Source organism: Caballeronia udeis, assembly GCF_044909315.1.
GTDB classification, from domain to species: domain Bacteria; phylum Pseudomonadota; class Gammaproteobacteria; order Burkholderiales; family Burkholderiaceae; genus Caballeronia; species Caballeronia udeis_A.
Map to the genome: position 1 here is coordinate 317564 of NZ_JBIYEB010000006.1, position 22188 is coordinate 339751.

Here is a 22188-nt window from a genome sequence, read left to right on the forward strand (position 1 = left end):
ACGGGTCAAAGCAGTCTGTAGGAAGAAGGGCCGTTCATCCAACCGGTGTTGGTGAACGGCCCTTTTCATTGGCGCACGGACGTGTGCGTTATAAAGCCCCTGCCAACGCATACCGCCGGCAATGTTCGAGATAGCCCGCTTCGTGACTACTGACCAATTCGACGATACTTTTCCATAACCACGAAGGCGCATCCAGCGACTTCGTCTTCGCCCGCCGCAACTCGGATAACCACGCACGCCGCTGTGCCGCATCCATCTGCCGTGCGTGCGCTCTGCCAACCACCATCGCGAGGTAACGCGCTGCCTTCACTGCTTCATCCTGCGTCAATTGCTCTACCGTGAGCTTCATGTCTTGCGGCAACAACTCGCGAATGACCACTGACCGGTCGTTCATCCGCGCCGAGCGCATCCGTTCACCCAGCCACGGCGTCAGATGCCGAGCGCCTTCCACAATCCGTTCGGCGTTATCGCGCGGCATGCGTTTGGTCACGTCCGGAGTCGTATAACGCGGGGCTGCTGCCTTCAGACCTTCCTTGATATCGATCAGGCAGAGATCATCTCCGTCTATCGCGCCGCCGTCGATGTCCAGCAACACCGCATATCGCAGCCGGCCGAGCGAGCTGCAGCCCTTCACCCAATAGGCGGCATCGATCACAGTGACATTCTCTTCGTCGGCGTTCTTGCGCAAAGCGGTTGCGATATTCGCAATCTCGCGCTGCTTGAACAACGCCTCTATCTCGGCGCGCTCTGTCTTGTCGAGTGGCCAGAAACGCTTGCCGAGAGGAATGCTCGGTTCAATGTCCTCAATGCGTTCGATCGCCAGTTGCTGCCACGTGCGGCGCACCGCTTCCTTCATCATCACCCGTACCTCTTCGGGTTTCGTGTCCTTGACGGAGCGACGGCTGGAACGGTCGAAGGCATGTTCGTAACCTTGCGCGACGGCTTCCATCATGCGTGCCGTCGTGACACCCGGCAGGTCGGAGCCGCGCGCGGCCGTTGCCAGCGATAACCCCAACCGGATGATGTCGTGCGCCGGATTGCCGATCACGGTCTGATCGAGGTCGCGGATCTGGATTTGCACGCGGCCGTCTGCGTTGGCAATGGGACCGAGATTGCCTGTGTGGCAGTCTCCGCAGATCCAGATCGCCGGTCCTTCGGGCAGCGTGTGGCCTTCAATACCATCGAGCCATTCATAGAATTTGGTCGTGCTGCCACGTACGTAGGCGTGCGCGGATTCGGCCATCTTCACGTTGCGGCGCTCATAGAGAAGTGCCTGACGATCATTGCGACTGGGGAGCTTGAATTTCTTTTTCTTGGGCATGGGGATCGTCCTGTGGTGCTCGATTGAAGCAAAGCGCATGCCGCCGTCACGTAATGAAAATGAAGGGTTATTGCGGCCGGATGTTTTGATAGTGCGGCAAAGCTGTCGCGTAGTGTGATCGTCTGGGCCGGCGGCCGGATTTTTGATCCGTTACGGTATCGGCCTGATCTTTTCAAGGAGACACAATGACGTTGCCCACCTTTTCCATGGTCGATGCCGCGCCCACGCCGGTCGGTCCTTTTTCTCACGCGGCCGAAGCGGATGGCTGGGTGTTCCTCACCGGCCAGATGCCGACCGATCCCGCCGATGACACCAAGCCCTTGCCCGAAGGCGTGCAAGCGCAAACGCGCCGGGTCATGGATAACCTGATTCTTGTGTTGGAGGGGATAGGGTTATCGCTGGATAACGTGGTCAGCGTGCGGATTTTCCTGACCGAATTCAAACGCGATTACGCCTCGATGAACGAGGTTTATAAAAGCTACTTTTTGCCCAAGCCGTTGCCGGCGAGGACGTGTATTGGCGTGACGGGTTTGGCTCGCGATGCGCTGGTCGAGATTGATTTCGTCGCCAAGCGTTGAATTGATCTACGGGCGTTTTGGCGCTGCCGATGAGTCCACGTATCGGAAGGTCAGGTTGATCCGTTCGCCGCGGGCTTCCGGTTCCTTCGGCACTCTGTGCGCCCAGTCGAGCTGAGTGCGTCCTTGCATGATGAGCAAGCTGCCGTGGGTGAGTTGAAGCGTATGCGTCTGCCGTGTCTTCGTATGCCGGAAGTCAAAGGTCCGTGTCGTGCCGAGACTCACCGAGGCAATAACCGGTTCTGGCCCGAGTTCACGCTCCTTGTCGGCGTGCCAGCCCATGCTGTCCATGCCCGTGCGGTAGCGGTTGATCAGCACGCTGTTGAACGAAGTTCGAGCGGCGTCTTCGGCTTTTGTTTTCAACAGTAAAACCGTTGGCGTCCATGGCTTGGGAACGTTGCGAATGCCTGAGTACACGTACACCGCGCCGGGGTCTCCCTGCCACGCGGTCAGGCGCGGAAACGGGATCTTGCCGGCGGGCGTAGTCATCGAGTCCTGCTGCCAGGTTATTTCATCGATCAAGGCCGCCAGCGTGTCCGACGCCGTCGGCGGGTCGAGCCAGTCAGGCAGCCATACGATGTCAGGCTTGGGGATGTCGTCGAAGAGGTCGAACATGGCGGGATTTTCTGCTGCGTAGGTGTCAATAACTTAGCAGATTCTCTTTCCTGAAACTTGCTCACACGTTTTTATGAGCCGCCACGTTGCGTGGCGGCTCACCCTCTCAACGAGCCAGCTTCGTCACCGTCACCCGCTTCTTCAGCACGCGCGCCTGCAGCACGATCACCAGCAACAAGAACACGCCGCGTATCACCGACTGCCAGTACGCCGACAAACTTATAAAGCCCAGCCCGTTCTCGAAGTTCAAGAGGTTGAACACCAAACCCAGCAGCGCGACGCCGGCTATCGTCATTGCAATGGATCCCTGTCCGCCCGTCAACAGCGTCCCGCCGAGCACCACTGCCGATATCGCGAACAACTCCCAGCCCACGCCTTCATTCGGTTGCCCTGCGCCGAATTGTGCTGCCAGGATCGCGCCCGCTATGCCGGCCAGCAAGCCGCTCAACGCATAGACCATCACCAGCGTCCGGTCTACATTCAAGCCCATCAAACGCGACGCTTCCTCACTGCCGCCTATGGCCAGCGCGTGTCGTCCGAAGCGGGTGCTTCTCAACGCCAGCCAGCCCAAAACAGCCGCCACCGCCGCCACGATTCCCGGAATCGGCAAACCCCATACATCCCCCTGTCCAAAGTTGCCGAAGCTGGAACTGGGTGCAATCGATACAGCATCGTTATGTCCCAGCAGCAACGCGAGACCATGCGCCCCCAGGCTCGTCGCCAACGTGACGATAAACGGCAGGATGCGCATATGCGTGATGACCAGGCCGTTCAACACGCCGATCGCGAGCCCCGCACCCGCGCCTGCGAGCACCGCCACCAGACCACCATGCGGGCTCATCAGCGCAGCGACCACGCTCGCCAGCGCCGCCACCGTCCCCACGGACAGGTCTATGCCGCCCGTGATGATCACAAACGCCATGCCCACCGATATCAACGCGAACATCGAGTTATATCGCCAGAACGAGTTGATGTTGTAGGCCGATGCAAAGTGGTCGTATCGAAGCACGCCGAGTACGAGCAACGCCACCAGCGCCAGCAGGATGGGAAGGTTCTTTTTCATGTCGATGTCTCCCTATCGCTGACGCCGCTGGACATACACCGCGGCGATGATGATGCCCGCCTTCACCACAAGCGCGGCTGCGTCGGGAATGCCGTGGGCGAGCAGCGTGTATCGCAGCAACTGGATGATCAGCGCACCAATCAGCGTGCCCACTATGTACGCTCTACCGCCCGTCAAGGCCGTGCCGCCCACCGCCACCGCGGCAATGGCATCGAGCTCGGAGCCCAGCCCGATCACGTTGGCGTCCGACGAGGAGTTGACCGATATCGATATCAACCCCGCCAACCCGGCCAACGCCGCGCACAAGGTGTACGCGATCATCTTCACGCGCGCCGTTGGAATGCCGCTCAGGTACGCGGCCTGTTCGTTGCCGCCGGTGACCAGCAGGTACTGGCCGAACAAGGTCTTGCGCACGATCCACGCGAACAATGCCACGAGCGCAAGCATCAGGAACACTTGCGCCGGCACGCCCGCTACGCGGCCCAGCGCTATCCACTGGAACGCGGGGTTATCGAACGCTTGCAGGCTGCCGTCGGTGAACACCTGCGCAATGCCGCGCCCGGCGATGAACAGCACCAGCGTCGCGACAATGGGCTGCACAGAGAGCCTTGTGACGAGGAAACCGTTGAACACGCCGCAGAGGGCGGCGGCCAGCACGGGCAAGACAAACGCCAATGCAATGCCGAACGGCCCGGCCACGTTCATGAAGATCATCGGCGCGAGCGAACCGGCGATCGCCATTGAAGCGCCCACCGATAAATCGATACCGCCCGTCGCCACGACCAGCGTCATCCCGATGCCGACGATCACGATCGTCACCACTTGCGTGAGGTTGACGTTGAAGGTCTGCAGCGACCAGAAGTGCTGCGTGAAGAGCAGGTTGAACAGGATCATCGCGAGCAGCACGGCGATCTCGCGCTGAACCGTTATCCGATGTTTTTTCTTCGGCGTGGCCTGCACGAGCGGTGCGGCGGTTGCCGGTTGCGTTTCCTGATTCATGGTTGCCCTTCTTTGGCATCGACCGCTTCTGCCAGCGCTGATTCTTCTCCCGATCCATACGCGATCGCATCCATGATCGACGCCTCGCTCATGCGCGCACCGTCGAGTTCGGCGACGGTCTTGCCATCGCGGATAACGACAGCGCGATCGGCCACGGCGGTCAGCTCTTCCAGCTCCGATGCCGACAGCAACACCGCCAGCCCCGAGTCGCGCAGTTCGCGGATGATCTTCGCAACATCGGCTTTAGCACCGACATCGATTCCTCGCGTGGGTTCATCGAGCAGCAGCAAACTGGGGTTTGTCGCAAGCCAGCGCGCGAGTAAGACTTTCTGCTGATTGCCGCCCGATAGCTCGCGTATCGGCTGATCCGGCGAACGCAGTTTGATCCCCAGCGATTCGATAAACCGATCCACAATCTCGCGCTGCTTCGCGACATCGACTACGCCGCGTTTGGTGAGCGCGCGCAGGCAGACGAGCGTGAGGTTATCGCGTACCGATAGCTCCGGAACGATCCCTTCACCCTTGCGGTCCTCGGTGAGATACGCAATCCCTCGGGCAATGGCATCTTGCGGCGACTTGAGCGTGACCGGTTTTCCATCGATGGAAAGCGACCCGTGCTCGGTCGAATCCGCGCCGAACATCAGCCGCATGGTTTCCGTGCGGCCCGAGCCGAGCAAGCCGGCCAGACCCACGGCCTCGCCCGCGTGGACATCGAGCGATACGTCCGACACCTTCGCGCCCGCGCCAATGTTCGTCGCGCTGATCGCCGTCGCGCCGCGTTTGGCGAGGTTCGCTTCCTTGACCGCGCTGTCCTCGTGCACAACGGCGGCCAGCGTTCGGCCAAGCATGGTGGTGACGAGTTGCAGCTTGTCGAGCGCGGCCATCGGGCTTTCCGCAACGGTTTGCCCGTCGCGCATGACCGTTACGCGATCGCATAGCGCATACAACTCATCCAGCCGATGCGACACGAAGATCACCGCGCGGCCGTCGTCCCTTAAACGTCGCACCACGCTGAACAGCAACTCCACTTCGCGTTCATCGAGTGAAGAGGTGGACTCGTCCATGATGACCATCTTCGCGTCCGACGACACCGCCCGCGCCAACGCCACCATCTGCTGGATAGCGGTTGAAAACTCACGCACGGGCTTGCTGACATCGATCTGCAAGCCGAAGGAATCCAGCAGTTCCTGCGCGCGCCGGTGAATCGTCTTCCAGTCGATCAAGCCGAACCGGCGCGGCTCGCGGCCGAGAAAAATGTTCTCGGCAATCGAGCGGAACGGGACGAGATTGATCTCCTGGTAGATGGTGCTGATACCGGCTTCGCGCGCTTCTTTCGGGCTACGGAAATCGGCTTCGCGGCCATCGAAACGAATCGTGCCCGCGGTGCGCCGGTAAGCGCCCGTCAGGATCTTGATCAGCGTCGATTTACCCGCGCCGTTCTGCCCGATCAGCGCATGCACTTCTCCCGCGGACACCGACAGCCGCGCGTGCCGCAATGCGGCCACACCGCCAAAGCTGATGTCGATGTCCTGCATCTCGAGCAGGGGGGAACCGGAATTCGGTGTGTTCATCTAGTGCGTCTCCCTGGCGGCCGGGTTCACGCTACAAGCGTTTCAGTCCGCCGGATACAAAAGAAGCGACGGCCCGCAAAAGGCCGGGCGCGCCGCTTCGAACACCTTCGTTGCTCAGTACTCAAGCGTCAGGCTGAACGCGTCCGTTCAATAGCCGTACTGCATGCTCTCTTTAACGTTGCTCTTGTCGTAGAAGCGGTCGGAGACTTTCACCCACGGCGGGACCGTTTCACCCTTCGCGAACTTTTGCGCCACGTCGCACGCAAGCGGTCCGAAGAATGGGCTCGACTGCACGCTCGCGCCGAGCTCACCGGCGGCAATGGCGTCCAGGCCGCCCTTCGTTCCGTCGATAGTCACAATGGTGATGTCCTTGCCCGGCTGCTTGCCAGCCGCCTTGATCGCGGCAATCGCGCCGAGCGCCATTTCGTCGTTGTGCGCGTAGACGGCGGTTACGTCTGGATGCGCCTGAAGCAGCGTTTCCATGACCTTGCGACCCGTGTCACGCGCAAAGTCGCCGCTTTGCGACGCAACGATCTGCATGCCCGGATTCTTCGCGATCACGTCGTCGAAACCTTTCTTGCGATCGTTCGCAGCGGACGCGCCCGTCGATCCTTCCAGTTCGATGATCTTGGCCTTGCCGCCAGTCGCCTTGACCAGCCAGTCGGCCGCACGCTGCCCCTGGTTGATGAAGTCCGAGCCGATAAACGTGATGTAGTCCTGGCCCGCTTTCGCCACTGATTGATCCACGTTACGGTCCACCAGGATCACCGGAATGCCCGCTTTCTTCGCTTGCAGCACGATTGGCGCGAGCGGCTTTTCTTCACGCGGCGGGAACACGATCAGGTCGACGTGCTGCGCGATCATGCTCTGGATATCGGCGACTTGTTTTGATGCCGAGCTGTTCGCGTCCGTCATCACCATCTGCCAGCCGCACTTGGCCGCCACGTCCTTGAAGCTCTTGGTTTCGGCAAGACGCCACGGATTGTTGCTTTCGGTCTGGGCGAAGCCGACGCGCAAGGGTTTCTTGTTCGCGAGCTTGGGCAGGCCGGAGTCGTCGGCGTGGGCAATGCTTACGCCCGCCGCCATCGAAAGCGCGAGCACCGAGGTTGCCAGCACGCGCAACGGGAATTTGCGTTTGTTGAAGTTTTCAAGCGACAGCATGTCTTCCTCCGGTATGGATGGTCCTGCTTTTTTAAGTGCTTCGGTCCAACTGGGTTTTCCGTCTTTTCCGCTCTATCTCAATAAGTCGGGGTGCGATGATTATTCCACCGTGTTTTATTATTGGTCAATCGCTAATATTATTAATTACGGGTTGTTTTGCCACGGTAATTACCCTTACCGACGAGCGTTCCACCAGCGGACCGTCGAGCTTCACCGTGCGCCGGCGTACCGGTGCGCCGGCGGCGCGGTTGTGCTCCTCCTGCAGCAGCGTTTCGACGGCCCATCGGCCGAGTTCATAGTTGGGTAGAACGACGGTGGACAGCGGCGGATGCGTATGCCGGGCGATTTCCTGATCGTCGTAGCCAAGTACGGATACGTCTTCGGGTACGCGTAGCCCGAGCTGCTTCAGCGCCTCGATCGCGCCTAGTGCCATCAAGTCGTTCGCGCAGAAAATGGCGGTTGGCGGGTTGGGTTGGCGCATCAACGAAAGCGTTTGTTCGAAGCCCGAACCGGAGCTCCAGTCGCCTTCACGCACCAGCTCGGCGGCGAACGGCAAGTCAGCAGTCGAGAGCGCCATCCGATACCCTTTCAGCCGGTCACGCGACGCGTCCTGCCAGGGTTCACCGTTCACATACCCAATTCTCCGATGCCCCGCGTTCAGCAAATATTCCGTCGCGCTATGGCCTCCCGTGACTTCAGCCGGCACCACCGATGAAAGCTCGGAATCGCCCGTGTAGCAGTTCAGGAGGACCGTTGGGACCTTGGAAAGCGCTGCGGGCAAAGTAACCTTGCGCGTATAAACCGTCGCGTAAATCACGCCGAGCACGTTGGGGTTCGTCAGCGTGGCGTCGAGCACTTGCTGTTCGATTTCCGCATTGCCGTGGGTCGAGTAAACCGCCAGCATCCGGCCGTTTGCAAACGCGGTATCGCGTGCTCCGTCGATGTTCACCACCGGATGCGGACTCGTCGATATCTCATCCGCCAGATACACGATCAGGTTCTTCTCATTCGCTGCGATCACTGCGTCCAGCGGCTCGCGGGCTGTCATCCGGTAGCCCAGATCCTGTGCTGCCTTCAGTACCTTGTTGCGCGTAGCGTCGGAGAATTTCGCGCTGGTCGCGTTGTTCAGCACCAGCGACACGGTGGATTGCGAGACGCCCGTCAGCTTCGCGATGTCGGTCATCGTCGGGCGGCGTTGCGTGGATTTTTTCATTGTCTGTGGCCGCGAAAAGGCGGCGGCGTTGTCGTTGCGTTGCGCTGAAACGTTCTGCGGATGCCGCCGACGGTACCACTAATATTTTCTACCGACAACGCTCACAAACCATTGCCCGTATTGCCTCTATCGGCAATACTCGCAGCCTAAGTGTTATTACTAATAATATTGACTATTTTGTGGCGATCATGCGATTCTCGGGCATATGCGGGGCTGTCGGATCAATGAAAGCCAGGCGTGCCGACTGCGCCCGGCTCAGGCGGCGCAACCCAAGGAGAAGACGATGGCCCGCTACGACGAGCGCGCTCGTGATGCGCTTGCGGAGGATTTCGAACGTGACGGTTTTGTCCTGCTGCCCAGCCATTTCCAGCGCGCAGCGCTCGACGCCTGGCGCGCGGCTTTCGCGCCGCTTTTCAAGCCGCATGAAACTGCGGCGCGCGAACAGGGCGGCAGCGGCAATCGCGGCCCGGGGCGCTATTACGTCACGTTGCCGTTTGAAGGCGAGTTCGCCGACCCCGCCATTTTTTGCAATGACGATGTGCTCGGGATCGTCGAGCGAATCGTCGGCCCCGATCCCGTGATGTGCCAGCTCGCCACCGATACCCCCGTGCGCGGTTCCGACTTTCAGGACTGGCATCGCGACACGCCGCCTTTGTTCGACGGCGTACCGGAGACTCCGTCGTTTCAGTTAGCGGTGAATTTTCCGCTTGTCGATGTAAATGACGAGAACGGGTCGCTGGAAACGACGCGTGGGACGCATCGGATATCGCGTGAGGAAGCGCTCGCTGGTTTAGCTGCGGGCCGTTTTCCGGCCGAGCGCGTTCCCATGCAACTAGGCGACGTGATGATCCGAGATGTGCGGGGCTTGCATCGCGGAACACCCAATCTCACCGATACCCCGCGTCCGATGGTGGTGATCGGTTATAGCCGTTCGTGGTATTTCAGGCCGGAAGTGCGGGTGCAAGTGCCGCGCGATCTGTTCGCCGCGCTGCCCGCGCGCGCTAAACGGCTGCTGCGCTATAGCCCGCAAGTCGAGAAGACGCCGCGGACCTTCGACGAAAGTTATCAGCGGTTCGCATATTGAACGCCGATCGACAAGAAGGCGTGAATCAAAGCGCCGCCGCTCAGTCAACGCCCGCTTCCGACGACGCGGTCCGCGCCGCGTTGAATGATGCTGCGCTGATCGAACTGCGCTTCGAGGATCGGCGAGTGTTGCTGGCGCCGCAGGTTGGTGGCGCGATCGCGGCGTTCTACGATCTGCCGGATGACGGTGGCGGTGGCGGCGCGCGGCATTGGCTGCGTCCCGCATCGGCCGAGGCGCTTGCCGCGTGCAACCCGCTTGGCATGGCGAGCTTTCCGTTGCTGCCGTACTGCAACCGGCTGCGCGATGCGCGTTTCGTTTTCGACGGCCGCGAAGTCGATCTGTCCGCCGATGGCAACGCGTTCGATCACGCGCTGCATGGGCACGCATGGCGGCGTCCGTGGCGCGTGGGTTCGGTGTCGCCGACCATGGTGGAATTGCATCTGAACCATGAACCTGGCAACGAACCGGCGCGCCACTGGCCGTATCGATATGAAGCGACACAGCGTTTCGAGCTCGATGATTCAGGCTTGTCCGTCACGATGTCGATACGCAATCTCGCTGATCAGCCTATGCCTTTCGGCATGGGTCATCATCCTTATTACCCCCGGACGCCTGCTACACGCATTCACACCAACGTCCGCGCCATGTGGCACGCCACGCAGGATCTTCTGCCGACCTTGCTTGGCGCGCATCCATGCATTGATGCGTTGGCGTCGCCGGAAGGCTTGCCCGCCGATGCTTTCGATCTGGACAACAACTTCGCGGGCTGGTCGAGGTCGTCGACCATCGACTGGCCTGATGAGCGCCGCAGCGTCATCCTGCACGCCGATGCGCCTTTCGATCATATGGTTCTATACGCGCCCGCGGCGCACCCGGACCTGCTCTGCGTGGAGCCTGTAACGAACACGGTGGATTTCCTGAACCTTGATGCGCCGCGAGTGGACGTGGGCGGCGGGGTGTTGATGCCGGGGGAAACCATTCAGGCGCGTTTTGGCTGGATGCCGCGCGATCTCTCTCAATCTGCTGCCGGATTGAATGAATCCACTTTCCCGGTATCATCCTGAAATTCTCCGTACGCCTGACTCCCCAAGCGGGCGAGCACTTTCAGCATTCTCAAAAATCCAGGAAAGCATCATGACCACAATCGACGGCGCGCCGGGCGAATCCACACAACCGCGCCGGGTCTTGCTCGTCGACGACAGCGTCGATGCAGCTGAAGCCATGTCGATGCTGCTCGAAACGCTGGGTCACGAAGTTCGGGTGATGCATGACGGGCCGAGCGCGCTCGCCATGGTCGATGACTTCGCGCCGGAAGTGGTGATCCTGGATATCGGCTTGCCGGGCATGGACGGCTTCGAGGTTGCGCGGGAGATGCGCACGCGCGCGGTCACTAAAACGGCGTTGCTGATTGCGTTGACGGGTTACGGCGCGGAAAGCGACAAGCAGAAGGCACGGGACGCGGGCTTCGACCATCACCTGGTCAAACCCGTCTCTTTCACCGCGATAGAAACCGTGATCGCTGCGTCATTTGCAGGCGGTTCGAAGTAAAACGCGAAGTAAAAACCGCGCTTATTCCACCCGCAGCTTCGCCATATACGGCAGGTGATCGGACAGCCATGCGGTGTCCTGTGTCGGCGTGATCCATTCAACCGGTTTCATCCCGCGCACGAACATCTTGTCGAGCGCGAGCGCGGGTGAAAACGCCGGATAGGTGCGACCGGACTCGCCAAGCATGGTCGCCACTTCGGTCATGCCCAGTTCGCCAAAGACCCCCACCGAATCATTGCGCCAATCGTTGAAATCGCCCGCCAAAACGAGCGGCCCTTCGGGCGCCTCCTTCGAAATCCACAACGCGATCCAGTTCATCTGCCGTAGTCGCGCCGCCCGCGTCAGCGCAAGATGCGCGCACAGCAGCGTGATCGAGCGCCCGGCAAACGTGGCGCGTGCGACCAGCAAGCCACGCCGCTCAAACCGATGCGCCGAGATGTCCCACCGTCCTCCCAGGTCGAGCGGATGCGGTGAAAGAATCGCGTTGCCATGCCGCCACGATGGTTTGAACACGTTCTGCCCGAGCGCGATCTGCAAATCGAGCGAGGTCGCGATCTCTGTCGCCTGGCAATGCCAGATGTCATCGACCGGGGCGTCGAGCGGATTGCCGAAGCTCGCGGCCAGCACCGGCTGCGGCATCCGGCGCGCCATGGCTTCCTGCAGGAAATAAGCGTCCGCCTTGGTCGACTGGACCCAGCGCTGCATCGCACTCCACGCCTGGAGTCCAAGCGGTGAGCGCCCCTTGTGCAGGTTCCAGCTCACGGCCACGAAGTCGGGGGTGTCGTGAGCGGAGGGAATGCCGGAGGTGAAATGTTCTGGATTTCGCATGCGATGAATAAGTTGCCCGCGAGTTGAACGCGAAGTTGAACGGCGCGGTGTGGGACGCGGCGGCGTCGAGTGTGATCGACGCGCGGCGTGCTACTGCGCAGCCGTTGCCAGCGTCGCACGAACCTTGTAGGTGAGCGACGGGTTTTTATCGACGATCTGCCACGTCGACCATTCGCCCGGCTTCAGCACCAGCCCGGGGTGCGTGGCGCTGACCTGACGCGGCTGGGGCGGCAGCTTGCAACCCTCCGCGGTCACGGGCGCGGTGTTGCCCTGCAAGGTTTCCTGCGCGTCGATCTGCAACGTGATGTCGTCGCTGTTGGCGTGGATCGGGGAAATGGTGAGGGTGCGCTGCAGGTCGATGTCGCCGGCGGGTTTGTCCGCGCAGCCTACGTTGTTTTTTACCACGTGGTGATGGGTGTCCGTGCGGGCCTGTCCGACGCTGGTCGTGCCGGTGAAGCTGTCGATCTGCTGACCGTCCTGCAAAACCTGCAGTTCCCATTTGACCGGCTGAGGCGGCGTTCCCTGCGCAAGGGCGCTGAAAGGAGCGGCGATCGCGGCGCAAAAGAGCAACGCCGCCGTGTGGTGTTTCAACATGTGTGCTTTTCTCCTGATCCCTGTTGCGTCTGGGCCATGCATGGCCCGTTCGATCGGGGTAGCTCGCTTGGTGACACTGGAACTGACACTCATCCGGTGCAGGCGTTCGGCGCGAAGTGTTTCCAAAAGCTACCGTGCGAATGCAAAAACGGCAGCAATCCCTTGTGTTCCGCCCAATCCGCTCATGCACGTTTAACGCACTTTTCGAACCCGCTCGCAGCCGCTTTTTCCGCAGCGCAACCTATCGATAATACAAGCGCTTCGGCCCGTCTGCCGAAGCCATCGTATTTTTATGCGATTAGCAGCAGACGCCCGGGACTGCTCGCTTGCGCGCAATTTTGTGGCCGATAAACTGAATTTATCGATCAAGACAACCGGGGAAAGCCATGAGCACCGCTGTAGTCAAACAAGAACTCGCCGTGGCGTCGTTCAGCAAGGTCTACGACCTCGACGAGGTCGAAACCGCATTGAACGAACTGAGCGAAGGGGGCAGCGAAGCGCTGCGCGCGACGTACGAAAAGATGCTCAAAGCGGGCAATCTGCGTTTTTGCGTCAAGCCGAACCGCATGCCTTCCATAGACGATCTGGTGGCGGACCTGCCCAATTTCCAGGAACCGCTGAACGACATCCGCAAGCAGATCGCGCTTTGCCTTGAAACCGAGGACCGGCTCGAATTGATGCCGATGCTGCTGCTGGGCGATCCGGGCATCGGCAAGACCCATTTCGCGAAACAGCTTGCGCGCTTGCTCGGCACGTCGAGCCATTACCTCGCCATGAGTTCGCTGACGGCGGGCTGGATCCTGTCGGGCGCGTCGTCGCAATGGCGCAACGCGAAGCCGGGGAAAGTGTTCGATGCGCTCGTGAACGGCAGTTACGCCAATCCGGTGATGACTGTCGACGAAATCGACAAAGCCACCGGCGACGCCCAATACGACCCGCTCGGCGCGCTTTACGCGTTGCTGGAACACGATACGGCGCAAAGTTTCATCGATGAATTCGCTGAAATACCGATCAACGCGGGCAATGTGGTCTGGGTTGCGACGGCGAATCAGGCAAACACGATTCCCGAGCCGTTGCTGAACCGGATGAACGTGTACGAGATTGCGCCGCCGGATCGCGATGGTGCGCGCCGTATCGCGCAGTCGATTTATGACGAGATCCGCAGCGCACATGCGTGGGGCGCGCGCTTTCCGGAAACCTTGGGTGACGCGCCGCTCGACGCTTTGACCAAGGCTTCCCCGCGAGCCATGCGGCGCGCCATGCTCAATGCTTTTGGCAATGCGCGTATTGATAATCGGCACGAGGTGCAGGCCCGGGACATCGAATTTGGCAGTGACAGCCGGAAGAAGCCGATTGGGTTCTGATCGGGCGTTTTAGAGAAATCTGCAAAAACCTGTCGAAATATGGCCCGAAACTGACTTTTTTCGGGCAAAAAGGCCATATTTCTGGATTTGGCCCGGATTATTTCGGAAAATGATGGCTTGTAGGCGTCGGTATGGCCAACCTCACAAAAAGCGCAATAAAGCACAATAAAGCGCGCGGGACGGTCATGCAGGCTGGCCTAGAATAGTGAGATGGACAGAATCGAATGTGTGGTGATTGGTGCTGGTGTGGTCGGACTCGCCGTCGCGCGGGCGATGGCCGCGCGCGGCCGCGAGGTGATCGTGCTCGAGGCAGGCGAAGCGGTCGGGACGGGCACGAGTTCGCGCAATAGCGAGGTGATCCACGCGGGCCTCTATTACCCGCGCGGCTCGCTGAAGGCCGACCTCTGCGTGCGCGGCCGGGCGATGCTCTACGAGTATTGCGACGCCCACGGTGTTCCGTACAGCCGCTGCGGCAAGTTACTCGTTGCCACGGCGCGCAATCAATTGCCGCAACTGGCGGCAATCCAGCAAAAGGCGGTTGAAAACGGTGTCACGGATCTGGTGCGCGTGAGCGGTGCCGAAGCCGCGCAGATGGAGCCGCAACTCCAGTGCGTGGAAGCGGTGTTGTCGCCGCAGACCGGCATTATCGATAGCCATCAATTCATGCTCGCGTTGCAAGGCGATGCGGAACGCGACGGCGCGACCGTGGCGTTTCACACGCCGGTGACGGATATTGATGCGCGCGACGGCTCGTTTATTGTGGAAACCGGGGGCGAGTCGCCCATGCGCGTCCAGGCCGGCTGCGTAATCAACAGCGCGGGGCTGTGGGCGAACCAGATCGCGCGCACGATCCGCGGACTCGACGCACGTCATGTACCGCCGTTGTATTTCGCGAAGGGCAATTACTTCACCGTGAGCGGGCGTACGCCGTTCGACCGCCTGATCTACCCCATGCCGAATGAGGCGGGACTTGGCGTGCACCTGACCATCGACATGGGCGGGCAGGCCAAGTTTGGTCCGGACGTGGAGTGGATCCAGAAGATCGATTACACCGTCGATCCGCAGCGCGCCGCCAGCTTTTATGCCGCCATTCGCGCGTATTGGCCGAATCTTCCCGACGACGCGCTTCAACCCGCTTACGCAGGCATTCGGCCGAAACTTTCCGGGCCGGGGCAGCCGGCGGCGGACTTCGTCATTCAGGGTCGTGCCGCGCACGGCAGGGCGGGGCTGGTGAATTTGTTCGGGATTGAATCGCCCGGATTGACGGCTTCGCTGGCGATTGCCGAGAAGGTCGCGAAAATGCTGGGTTGAGGGCATGAGGTGACGCGAAGTGACGTAAGACAGGGCAAACCCGCTGCGACCTTTCGTCATCGGTTATCTATAAGATTTGGCTTAGATTGTCGTGCTTCGCGTTGATATGCTTTGGAGATCGTCGTCGATAAGAACGGCGCACACCCCCAATACAACGGAGCACATTCTCATGAAGTCCTCACGACGCACATTCCTCATTTCCAGCATTGGCGTGGCATCGGCGCTGGCGGTATCGCGCACCGCATTCGCCGCCGATCCCGTCAAACTGGCGGAGTCGGACCCCATGGCACAAAGCCTTGGCTACAAGCTCGACGCCACAACCGTTGATAAAGCCAAATTCCCGCGCTATGTCGCCGGCGAGGATTGCGGCAATTGCTCGTTCTATCAAGGCAAAGCCACGGACGCGTACGCAGGCTGCCCGATGTTCGCCGGCAAGCAGGTTGCATCGAAGGGCTGGTGCAACGCTTATAACAAGAAAGCCTGAACCGCCCAGGACAGATCGGCAACGTAGCCGGTGATCCTCGAAACGCGCCCCGCCACGCAAGCCGGGCGCGTTTTTCATTGCCGCTTGAAAACGATCTCAGCGCTCTTTACACTCGCCAAGGCATCCGGGCCGGCGCGTCGAAATGTCGCACCTCCGACGCACACGACAGAACCCAGCGCAACCGAAACGCCTTCGCGGGCGGAGACGACATGGCAACGGTGAGATCACGCTCCAAAGGTTCCAGCCGTTCTGGTGTTATCCGCAGGACCCCGAACGTACGCGCGGTCGCGGCGGCCGTGATCGGCAATGCGCTTGAGTGGTATGACTTCGTGGTCTTCAGCTTCATGACCGTCGTGATCTCGACGCTATTCTTCCCCGCCAGCAGTGACTATTCCTCGATTCTCCTGACCACCGCGACCTTCGGCGTGGCATTTGTGATGCGGCCGATAGGCGGCATCGTGCTGGGGCTCTATGCCGATCGCGCCGGGCGTAAAGCGGCGTTGTCGCTAGTGATCGCGTTGATGACGTTCGGCATTTTCCTGCTGGCGGCCGCGCCGCCTTACGCGGCCATCGGACTCGGCGCGCCGCTGATCATCGTGTTCGCGCGGTTGTTGCAAGGCTTCTCGGCCGGCGGCGAGTTCGGCAGCGCGACGGCATTGCTGATAGAAGCGGCGCCGTTCTCCCGCCGCGGTTTCTACGGCAGCTTCCAGATGGCGAGCCAGGCGGCGTCGCTGCTGCTGGGGGCTATTGTCGGGTCGCTCATTACGCGCAACCTGTCGCACGACGCGCTGATGTCGTGGGGCTGGCGTGCACCATTTATCTTTGGGCTGATCATCGGACCGGTGGGTTTCTATTTGCGGCGCAACATGCTCGAAACCGAGGCGTTTATCCACGCGCAAAAGCGGGCACGGCGCGCAACGCTTGGCGAGGTATTGCGCGAACATGGCCGCGAAGTGATGTACGGACTTGGCGCGGTCATCGCGCTAACAGTGACGGTCTATGTGCTGATCGGTTATCTGCCGACGTTCGCCGTCAAGCAACTGAAACTGCCGTTTGGCCAGTCGTTCACTGCGTTGATCGTGGGCAATTTGCTGTTGACGGTGCTGTCGCCGGTGGCGGGTGCATGGTCCGACAGGATTGGCCGGAAGGGGTTGTCGCTGTGGTCACTGATCATCACGCTCGTGATCATTTATCCGCTGTTCGCGTGGCTCTCCGCCGAACCCAGCGTGACGCGATTGATCATTGTGCAGGGTAGTTTGTCGGTGACGCTCGCGGGTTATTACGGGCCGTTCGGCGCGCTGCTGGCAGAGTTGTTCCCTGCGCATGTCCGTTCGACGGGGTTATCGATTGCGTACAACTTCGCGGTCATGGTGTTCGGCGGCTTCGGTCAGTTCGTGGTGACGTGGCTGATCAAGACGACCGGTTCGCCGCTCGCACCGACGTTCTACGTGATGGCGGGTATTGCGCTGTCGATCATCGCCGTGGCCTTCATTCCTTCTGCGCGTCATGCCGATGTCGACGAAGCGCGGGTCTTGTCCTGACGTTCTGATTTCTTACCGGATTACTAATGAAAGTTGTTAAAAGCCGCGAATTTACTGCGGAGCGCGCGTGGGGCGCACTCGATATCACCACGATGAACGGCGTCTCATGCCGCCTGCACTGGACTGACGCGCCGTATAAATGGCACGTGAACGACGGCGAAGAAGTCTTCGCCGTCATGCAAGGCCAGGTGCGAATGCGCGTGCGGCGGGAGGGTGTTGAGGAAGAAGTATTGCTCGACGCCGGCGATATCTTCCACGCCCAACCCGGCGATGAACATGTTGCCGAGCCGGTGGGTATCGCGCGAATCCTGGTGATCGAGAAGGAAGGGAGTGTTTGAGAAAGCCGGTGTCGTGCGGGCTTCGCATCCGGCAAACGAGCGGTTCAGACGCGCGATAAAAAGCCGTTCCGCAACGTGCCGGAACGGCCTTCCATTCTGCAGACAATATTCTCTCGTTAGTGCTGAAAGCGTGCAGAGCTAACCGCGAGCACCCGCCACGTTGGCCGGCTTAAACCGCAGCCTTGCGTTCCAGGCCGGCTTTCACCAGCAAGTCCGCCAGCGCTTCCGACATTCCGCCTTCATGCTTGGCGGCAAGTTCCTGCAATTGTCTGACGAGATCGCTGTCCAGCTTGCAGGCGAACGGCACGAGGCCCTTTTCCTGGTCCAGACGGCGCTGTTCGCGCTTGTCGAGTTTCGGCTGCGCCGTTTGCGGGCCGAAGCTCGACGAGCTGTTTTGCTTCAGGCCGTTGGTAAGCTTGAGCGCCTTGTTTTTTTCCAGGTCGAATTTTTTCACGCGAAGCTCCAAAAGCTATAGAGGCACAGGGCCGAGGCGCGTATTGTACGCACCTCCGCGCTTGAGCCAGTATCGAGACCCGCTACTGAGCCATCGATGAGCCATCAGCCGGACGCAGGAACCGGTGGATTACCGGGCGCGCCGTCCATCAAATCTTCGATTCGCGCACGCATTCGCTTCCAGTGCGACCCTTCCCAAAAGACCCGCCTGCACACATCGCACGTGACAAAGCGCGCGTGCCGTTCCAGCACGCCTTCCGGCACGCGGTCACTCACCTCGTCCGCGCTCGCGCGACGCAGCGGCGCGTTGCACATCAGGCACAGACGGAACGGGCGGACATGCTGCGCAAGCCCGAGCCGCGTGGCGACTTCGCGCCATTGGGCATCAGGTTGCAGCGTGCGCACGTAGCAGCCGTGGACCAGCGACCGGCGCTTCAGTAATTCGCGATCGCGCGTGAGCACCACGCGATGTTCGGCGAGCGCAAGCTGCTCGATTTCATCGTCGGCGAAATGGTTGTCGTAGCGGGTATCGAAACCGGCTAGCCGAAGCAGTTGAGCCAGGGCGCCAAGATGTGCATCGGCGATAAAACGCAACGTCTCCAGCCGCAACGGGGCGCGCAGCGGATGCGAGATTTCAAGCGCGCGAGGCATGACGCCAGGCGGATAGACATCGATAAAATCAGACTCTTCGATGGGCGTATCGAAGCCGTCGGGCAGGCCGTTGCGTAGAATCAGCCCCACCTCCGTGTGCGGCACGCCGAGTGCTTCGATCATATGCTTGGTCGTCGACGCCACCGGACACACGCACGCAAACGCCTGTTCGCGCTGCGGCCGCGCCAGGAACTCATTCAACTCCCGATGAAAACGGAACGTGGCAGTCGTCATGGATTCGAGTATCGCATCGCTTCGACGCGACTGCTTTGAGTCGCGTCGAGACGGGCGTTTCACGGGCTTGCTTGTATTCGTCTAAATGGAGAACAGCATGGACATCGGATTTATCGGACTCGGCAGCATGGGCGGCGCGATGGCGCTGAATGCATTGAAGGCAGGCCACACGGTGCGCGTCTGGAACCGCTCGCCCGACGCCGCGAAAGCGCTCGCCGGGCAGGGCGCGCGCGTGGTTGCATCGGCGGATGAAGCGTTCGCGGGCGACGCAGTGTTCTCCATGCTCGCCGACGACGCAGCGTTACGCGCCGTCCTGCTCGATAGCGGCTTGCTCGAACGTGCACCGAAAGGCCTGGTGCACGTGAACATGGCCACGATCTCGGTGGCGCTCTGCGAGGAACTGGTCAGCTTGCATGAGCGGCACGGCGTGGCGTACGTCGCGGCTCCCGTGCTCGGGCGGCCAGACGTGGCCGCGGCGGGCAAGCTGAATATTGTGGCGGCAGGCGCCGATGACGCCATCGCCCGCGTTCAGCCCATCTTCGACGTCATCGGCCAGAAGACCTGGCGCGTCGGTACTGCGCCGCAGCATGCGAATGTGTTCAAGCTGGCAGCGAACTTCATGCTGGCATCGGCGATCGAAACAACTGCAGAGGCAGCGTCGCTGATGACGGGGCACGGTATCGATCCACACGCATTCCTCGACGTGATCACGAACACGCTGTTTCCGGGGCCGGTCTACCAGGGTTATGGCCGGATGATCGCCGACAACCGCTATGAACCCGCGTTGTTCAAGGCGCGGCTTGGCCTGAAGGACGTAAGGCTAGCGCTTGCTGCCGGCGACGCCGTGAATGTGGCGCTGCCCGTGGCAAGCCTGGTGCGCGACAACCTGATCGACGTCCTCGCCCAGGGCGACGGCGACAAGGATCTGGCCGTGCTGGGCAAGGTTGCGGCACGGCGTGCGGGGAAGAAAGTGTGATCAATGAGGTCTGATTCTTGCACGCCGACAAAAGTAAAGCCCAGCGCACGACGGCGTTGTATCGACAATAAATAGCGGCAATGGATAGGAACGTTCCCTATACTTGTCGCGCCATTTGCCTCAGGTTCGAGATTGTTTCGAATCGGACAGCATTCGGTGGCGCACATACGGACACGCGTCGCTGGCGCAGGCTTTTTATAAAGTCTCGCCGGTGACGAAACCGGCTTGGAAGCTGGTTTGGCAATGACCTGGCAGCCAGCTTTTGCGTAAGCATCCAGGTGAGCTTTCGAGCCGGTTTATAAGAAGACGAAGCGGAGACAGGACAGCGCCCACTATGAAAAGCACTCTTCGGGGTCTCATGTTCGTGGCGGCATCGGCGAGCCTCGCGGCTTGCCTGAGTACGCCAGCGGTCGCTCTCGCCGACGACACCCCCAATTCCTGCGATGCACTCAAGCGCATTGTGGCGGCCGCGCCCGATGGTTTCACCTCCTTGCGACCCGACGATGGCAACGCCGTCGCACGGCCTTATGGCCACGATGCGCACTGCGCGGTGAAAGCCGGCGCTTATAGCTGTACATGGACGAACGGGACGAATGAAGGCGCGAATGCGGGATCGGCGGCTGACGCCTTGCAGGGTGTGGCAGCGGATATTGCCGCGTGCTTGCCGGACGCTACCCACGATCAGAACTCGCCGGGGCGGCAGCATTTTTATATCGGCGCGCGCGGGCAGCGCACGCAGATCACCGCGATGACCAACGGTGCTGGAAAGTTGACGCTCGCGGTGTCGGGCAAATGAGGGGGCAGTCGTGACCAAGCGTGTACTCATAGCCGATGACGACGACGACGCGTTGAGCGGCCTCGCCAACCTGTTGACGGGGCTGGGGCATCAGGTGGCGCAGGCGGCGTGCGGGGCTCAGGCGCTCGACGTGGCGCGGCAATTCGCGCCTGATGTGGTGATTCTCGATCTGGGCATGTCCCCCATGGACGGTCTTTCCGCCGCGCGTGCTTTGCGTGCCTTGCCTGAGGGTCCGGCCATGCTGCTGGTGGCGCTTACTGGCTGGGGACAGCCCCAGCATCACGCGATGACGCAGGAAGCCGGTTTCGATATCCATCTGGTGAAGCCTGTTTCCATCGACCAGTTGGGCTTTATTCTCTCGATGACGCAGCCTTGATGTTGTACGAGTGCAACGAATTCACGTGGATCGACAGGAAGATGTTGCGCTGCACCAATGGTTTTGGTACAGTGGAGTTGTCTCCTCCATGTCTCCACTGATATGGATTCAGCCCGCCCATCTTAGGCGGGCTTTTTTTTATCCGCGCTTGGGGTCCCTACGCTCCCTCAGAACCTGTACGAAACCGCCAGGAACGTAATCAGCGGATTGGCACTGAGTTTTGACTTCGTCGTCGCCAGCTCGGTCCCGTCGGCCGCCTTGATAATCAACGACGACGTCGTCTTCAGCGGAATGTAGGTCAGCGAAGCAATCAAACCCCAGTGCTTGTCGAAGTTATAAGTGGCACCAAGATTGAACACCGGCTGCCACGACGATGAAGCCTTCGCCTCCACCGACGTCAACCCCGGTTTGCCCGCGCCCGCCGCCAGCACAGCGCCAAGATTATTCTGCGTCGATGTCACGAAACCGTTAGTGAGTTTGATGTTCGTAAAGAAGTTATACGACACGCCAATGCCCGCAAACGGCCGGAACGCGGCAGTCGGTGCATTGAAGTAATACTGGAAAATCAGCGCCGGGCTCCACTGCCGCACGCTCTTCACGATCGGATTGGTCTGATCGAGATTCTGGTTGCCAAGCGTGCCCGCCGGCCCCGGCGGCTGGATCGTGCCGTGACCATCGAGTTCGAACTCGGGTGGCACGCCGCCCACGAACGTGGTCGCAATGTGATCGGTGAAAAAGTGCGTGAAGACGAGGCCGAACGTATCGGCGCTCTTCGTCGACAAACTCGTTCCTGCCGACGTGAATTGCGACGGCAAACGCAGCGGCGTATTGATCGGCGTGGGCGCTACATGCGTGGTCAGCGCATCGCTCGAATCCTGCGGCATGACGTGGAACCAACCGAGTCCCACGACGTTGTCGCCGGCACTTTGAGCGTGGGCCGACAGCGATGCACACGCAGCTATCGCAAACGCCAACGGTTTTCCCGCAGCCAAAAGCTTTTTCATTTCGTCTCTCTTCGGTTACAGGCCGTCATGCGAACGCCGCACGTGGACACCCGCGCGTTGTTCGCATGCAGCCGTTCTTGATGGGCTG

24 protein-coding genes are annotated in these 22188 nt (G+C 60.7%); 12 read left to right on the plus strand and 12 right to left on the minus strand.

From position 1 onward, the window contains the following. Window positions 1-88: 88 nt before the first annotated feature. Complete coding sequence (locus ABH944_RS13170; protein WP_404606405.1) at window positions 89-1321, minus strand: DUF2252 domain-containing protein; 1233 nt, start codon at window positions 1319-1321, stop codon at window positions 89-91. Between the two features lie 185 nt (window positions 1322-1506). Between ABH944_RS13170 and ABH944_RS13175 the strand changes: the two genes are divergently transcribed. Continuing rightward, the gene (locus tag ABH944_RS13175; protein ID WP_404606406.1) at window positions 1507-1899 is read left to right on the plus strand and encodes a RidA family protein; all 393 of its coding nucleotides are present in this window, start codon (window positions 1507-1509) and stop codon (window positions 1897-1899) included. A 6-nt stretch (window positions 1900-1905) separates the two neighbouring features. Here ABH944_RS13175 and ABH944_RS13180 read toward each other — a convergent pair whose 3' ends face one another. From ABH944_RS13180 to ABH944_RS13205, 6 genes are all read right to left on the minus strand, one after another. Continuing rightward, entirely contained in the window at window positions 1906-2511 is a 606-nt protein-coding gene (locus tag ABH944_RS13180) for an alpha-ketoglutarate-dependent dioxygenase AlkB family protein (RefSeq protein WP_404606407.1), read from the minus strand. A 106-nt stretch (window positions 2512-2617) separates the two neighbouring features. Then, entirely contained in the window at window positions 2618-3574 is a 957-nt protein-coding gene (locus tag ABH944_RS13185; protein WP_404606409.1) for an ABC transporter permease, read from the minus strand. 12 nt (window positions 3575-3586) lie between these two features. Next, the gene (locus tag ABH944_RS13190; RefSeq protein ID WP_404606411.1) at window positions 3587-4573 is read right to left on the minus strand and encodes an ABC transporter permease; all 987 of its coding nucleotides are present in this window, start codon (window positions 4571-4573) and stop codon (window positions 3587-3589) included. Continuing rightward, a complete protein-coding gene (locus ABH944_RS13195) occupies window positions 4570-6144 on the minus strand; it encodes a sugar ABC transporter ATP-binding protein (protein ID WP_404606413.1) in 1575 nt (524 codons plus the stop codon). The genes ABH944_RS13190 and ABH944_RS13195 overlap by 4 nt, the downstream gene beginning before the upstream one ends. A gap of 147 nt (window positions 6145-6291) precedes the next feature. Continuing rightward, window positions 6292-7305: an ABC transporter substrate-binding protein gene (locus ABH944_RS13200; protein ID WP_062088335.1), complete on the minus strand. Its 1014-nt coding sequence runs from the start codon at window positions 7303-7305 to the stop codon at window positions 6292-6294. A 124-nt stretch (window positions 7306-7429) separates the two neighbouring features. Continuing rightward, a complete protein-coding gene (locus ABH944_RS13205; protein WP_404606487.1) occupies window positions 7430-8488 on the minus strand; it encodes a LacI family DNA-binding transcriptional regulator in 1059 nt (352 codons plus the stop codon). A 313-nt stretch (window positions 8489-8801) separates the two neighbouring features. Here ABH944_RS13205 and ABH944_RS13210 point away from each other — a divergent pair, with 313 nt between their 5' ends. The 3 genes from ABH944_RS13210 to ABH944_RS13220 all read left to right on the plus strand — a co-directional run bounded on the left by ABH944_RS13210 (window position 8802) and on the right by ABH944_RS13220 (window position 11150). Further along, complete coding sequence (locus ABH944_RS13210) at window positions 8802-9602, plus strand: phytanoyl-CoA dioxygenase family protein (protein WP_404606414.1); 801 nt, start codon at window positions 8802-8804, stop codon at window positions 9600-9602. A gap of 20 nt (window positions 9603-9622) precedes the next feature. Then, on the plus strand, window positions 9623-10666 hold the full coding sequence (locus ABH944_RS13215) for an aldose 1-epimerase (RefSeq protein ID WP_404606416.1): 1044 nt from the start codon (window positions 9623-9625) through the stop codon (window positions 10664-10666). A gap of 70 nt (window positions 10667-10736) precedes the next feature. Next, on the plus strand, window positions 10737-11150 hold the full coding sequence (locus ABH944_RS13220; protein WP_404606418.1) for a response regulator: 414 nt from the start codon (window positions 10737-10739) through the stop codon (window positions 11148-11150). A 21-nt stretch (window positions 11151-11171) separates the two neighbouring features. Here the strand turns inward: ABH944_RS13220 and ABH944_RS13225 are convergent, their stop codons facing one another. Further along, a complete protein-coding gene (locus ABH944_RS13225) occupies window positions 11172-11978 on the minus strand; it encodes an endonuclease/exonuclease/phosphatase family protein (protein ID WP_404606419.1) in 807 nt (268 codons plus the stop codon). 90 nt (window positions 11979-12068) lie between these two features. Next, window positions 12069-12572, minus strand: a complete 504-nt coding sequence (locus ABH944_RS13230) for a hypothetical protein (RefSeq protein WP_121946602.1) — start codon at window positions 12570-12572, stop codon at window positions 12069-12071. A gap of 386 nt (window positions 12573-12958) precedes the next feature. On the opposite strand from ABH944_RS13230, the gene ABH944_RS13235 reads away from it, so the two are divergent. From ABH944_RS13235 to ABH944_RS13255, 5 genes are all read left to right on the plus strand, one after another. Further along, window positions 12959-13936, plus strand: a complete 978-nt coding sequence (locus tag ABH944_RS13235; RefSeq protein ID WP_404606421.1) for an AAA family ATPase — start codon at window positions 12959-12961, stop codon at window positions 13934-13936. A 210-nt stretch (window positions 13937-14146) separates the two neighbouring features. After that, window positions 14147-15247: an NAD(P)/FAD-dependent oxidoreductase gene (locus ABH944_RS13240; protein ID WP_404606422.1), complete on the plus strand. Its 1101-nt coding sequence runs from the start codon at window positions 14147-14149 to the stop codon at window positions 15245-15247. 169 nt (window positions 15248-15416) lie between these two features. Beyond that, window positions 15417-15731, plus strand: a complete 315-nt coding sequence (locus ABH944_RS13245) for a high-potential iron-sulfur protein (protein WP_062088319.1) — start codon at window positions 15417-15419, stop codon at window positions 15729-15731. A 209-nt stretch (window positions 15732-15940) separates the two neighbouring features. Beyond that, on the plus strand, window positions 15941-17272 hold the full coding sequence (locus ABH944_RS13250; protein WP_404606424.1) for an MFS transporter: 1332 nt from the start codon (window positions 15941-15943) through the stop codon (window positions 17270-17272). Between the two features lie 26 nt (window positions 17273-17298). Next, window positions 17299-17610, plus strand: coding sequence for a cupin domain-containing protein (locus ABH944_RS13255; RefSeq protein ID WP_031360480.1), 312 nt, complete (start codon window positions 17299-17301; stop codon window positions 17608-17610). A 169-nt stretch (window positions 17611-17779) separates the two neighbouring features. Here the strand turns inward: ABH944_RS13255 and ABH944_RS13260 are convergent, their stop codons facing one another. Next, window positions 17780-18064, minus strand: coding sequence for a hypothetical protein (locus ABH944_RS13260; RefSeq protein WP_062088315.1), 285 nt, complete (start codon window positions 18062-18064; stop codon window positions 17780-17782). Window positions 18065-18168: 104 nt separating this feature from the next. Further along, window positions 18169-18948 carry a Mut7-C RNAse domain-containing protein gene (locus ABH944_RS13265; RefSeq protein WP_404606426.1) on the minus strand — a complete coding sequence of 260 codons (780 nt, stop codon included), beginning with the start codon at window positions 18946-18948 and terminating at the stop codon, window positions 18169-18171. Window positions 18949-19045: 97 nt separating this feature from the next. Here ABH944_RS13265 and ABH944_RS13270 point away from each other — a divergent pair, with 97 nt between their 5' ends. From ABH944_RS13270 to ABH944_RS13280, 3 genes are all read left to right on the plus strand, one after another. Next, complete coding sequence (locus tag ABH944_RS13270) at window positions 19046-19924, plus strand: NAD(P)-dependent oxidoreductase (RefSeq protein ID WP_404606428.1); 879 nt, start codon at window positions 19046-19048, stop codon at window positions 19922-19924. A 334-nt stretch (window positions 19925-20258) separates the two neighbouring features. Then, window positions 20259-20720, plus strand: a complete 462-nt coding sequence (locus ABH944_RS13275) for a hypothetical protein (RefSeq protein ID WP_404606429.1) — start codon at window positions 20259-20261, stop codon at window positions 20718-20720. A gap of 10 nt (window positions 20721-20730) precedes the next feature. Next, entirely contained in the window at window positions 20731-21096 is a 366-nt protein-coding gene (locus ABH944_RS13280) for a response regulator (protein ID WP_062088307.1), read from the plus strand. A gap of 167 nt (window positions 21097-21263) precedes the next feature. Here the strand turns inward: ABH944_RS13280 and ABH944_RS13285 are convergent, their stop codons facing one another. After that, a complete protein-coding gene (locus ABH944_RS13285; RefSeq protein ID WP_097259905.1) occupies window positions 21264-22100 on the minus strand; it encodes an OmpW/AlkL family protein in 837 nt (278 codons plus the stop codon). Between the last annotated feature and the right edge of the window lie 88 nt (window positions 22101-22188).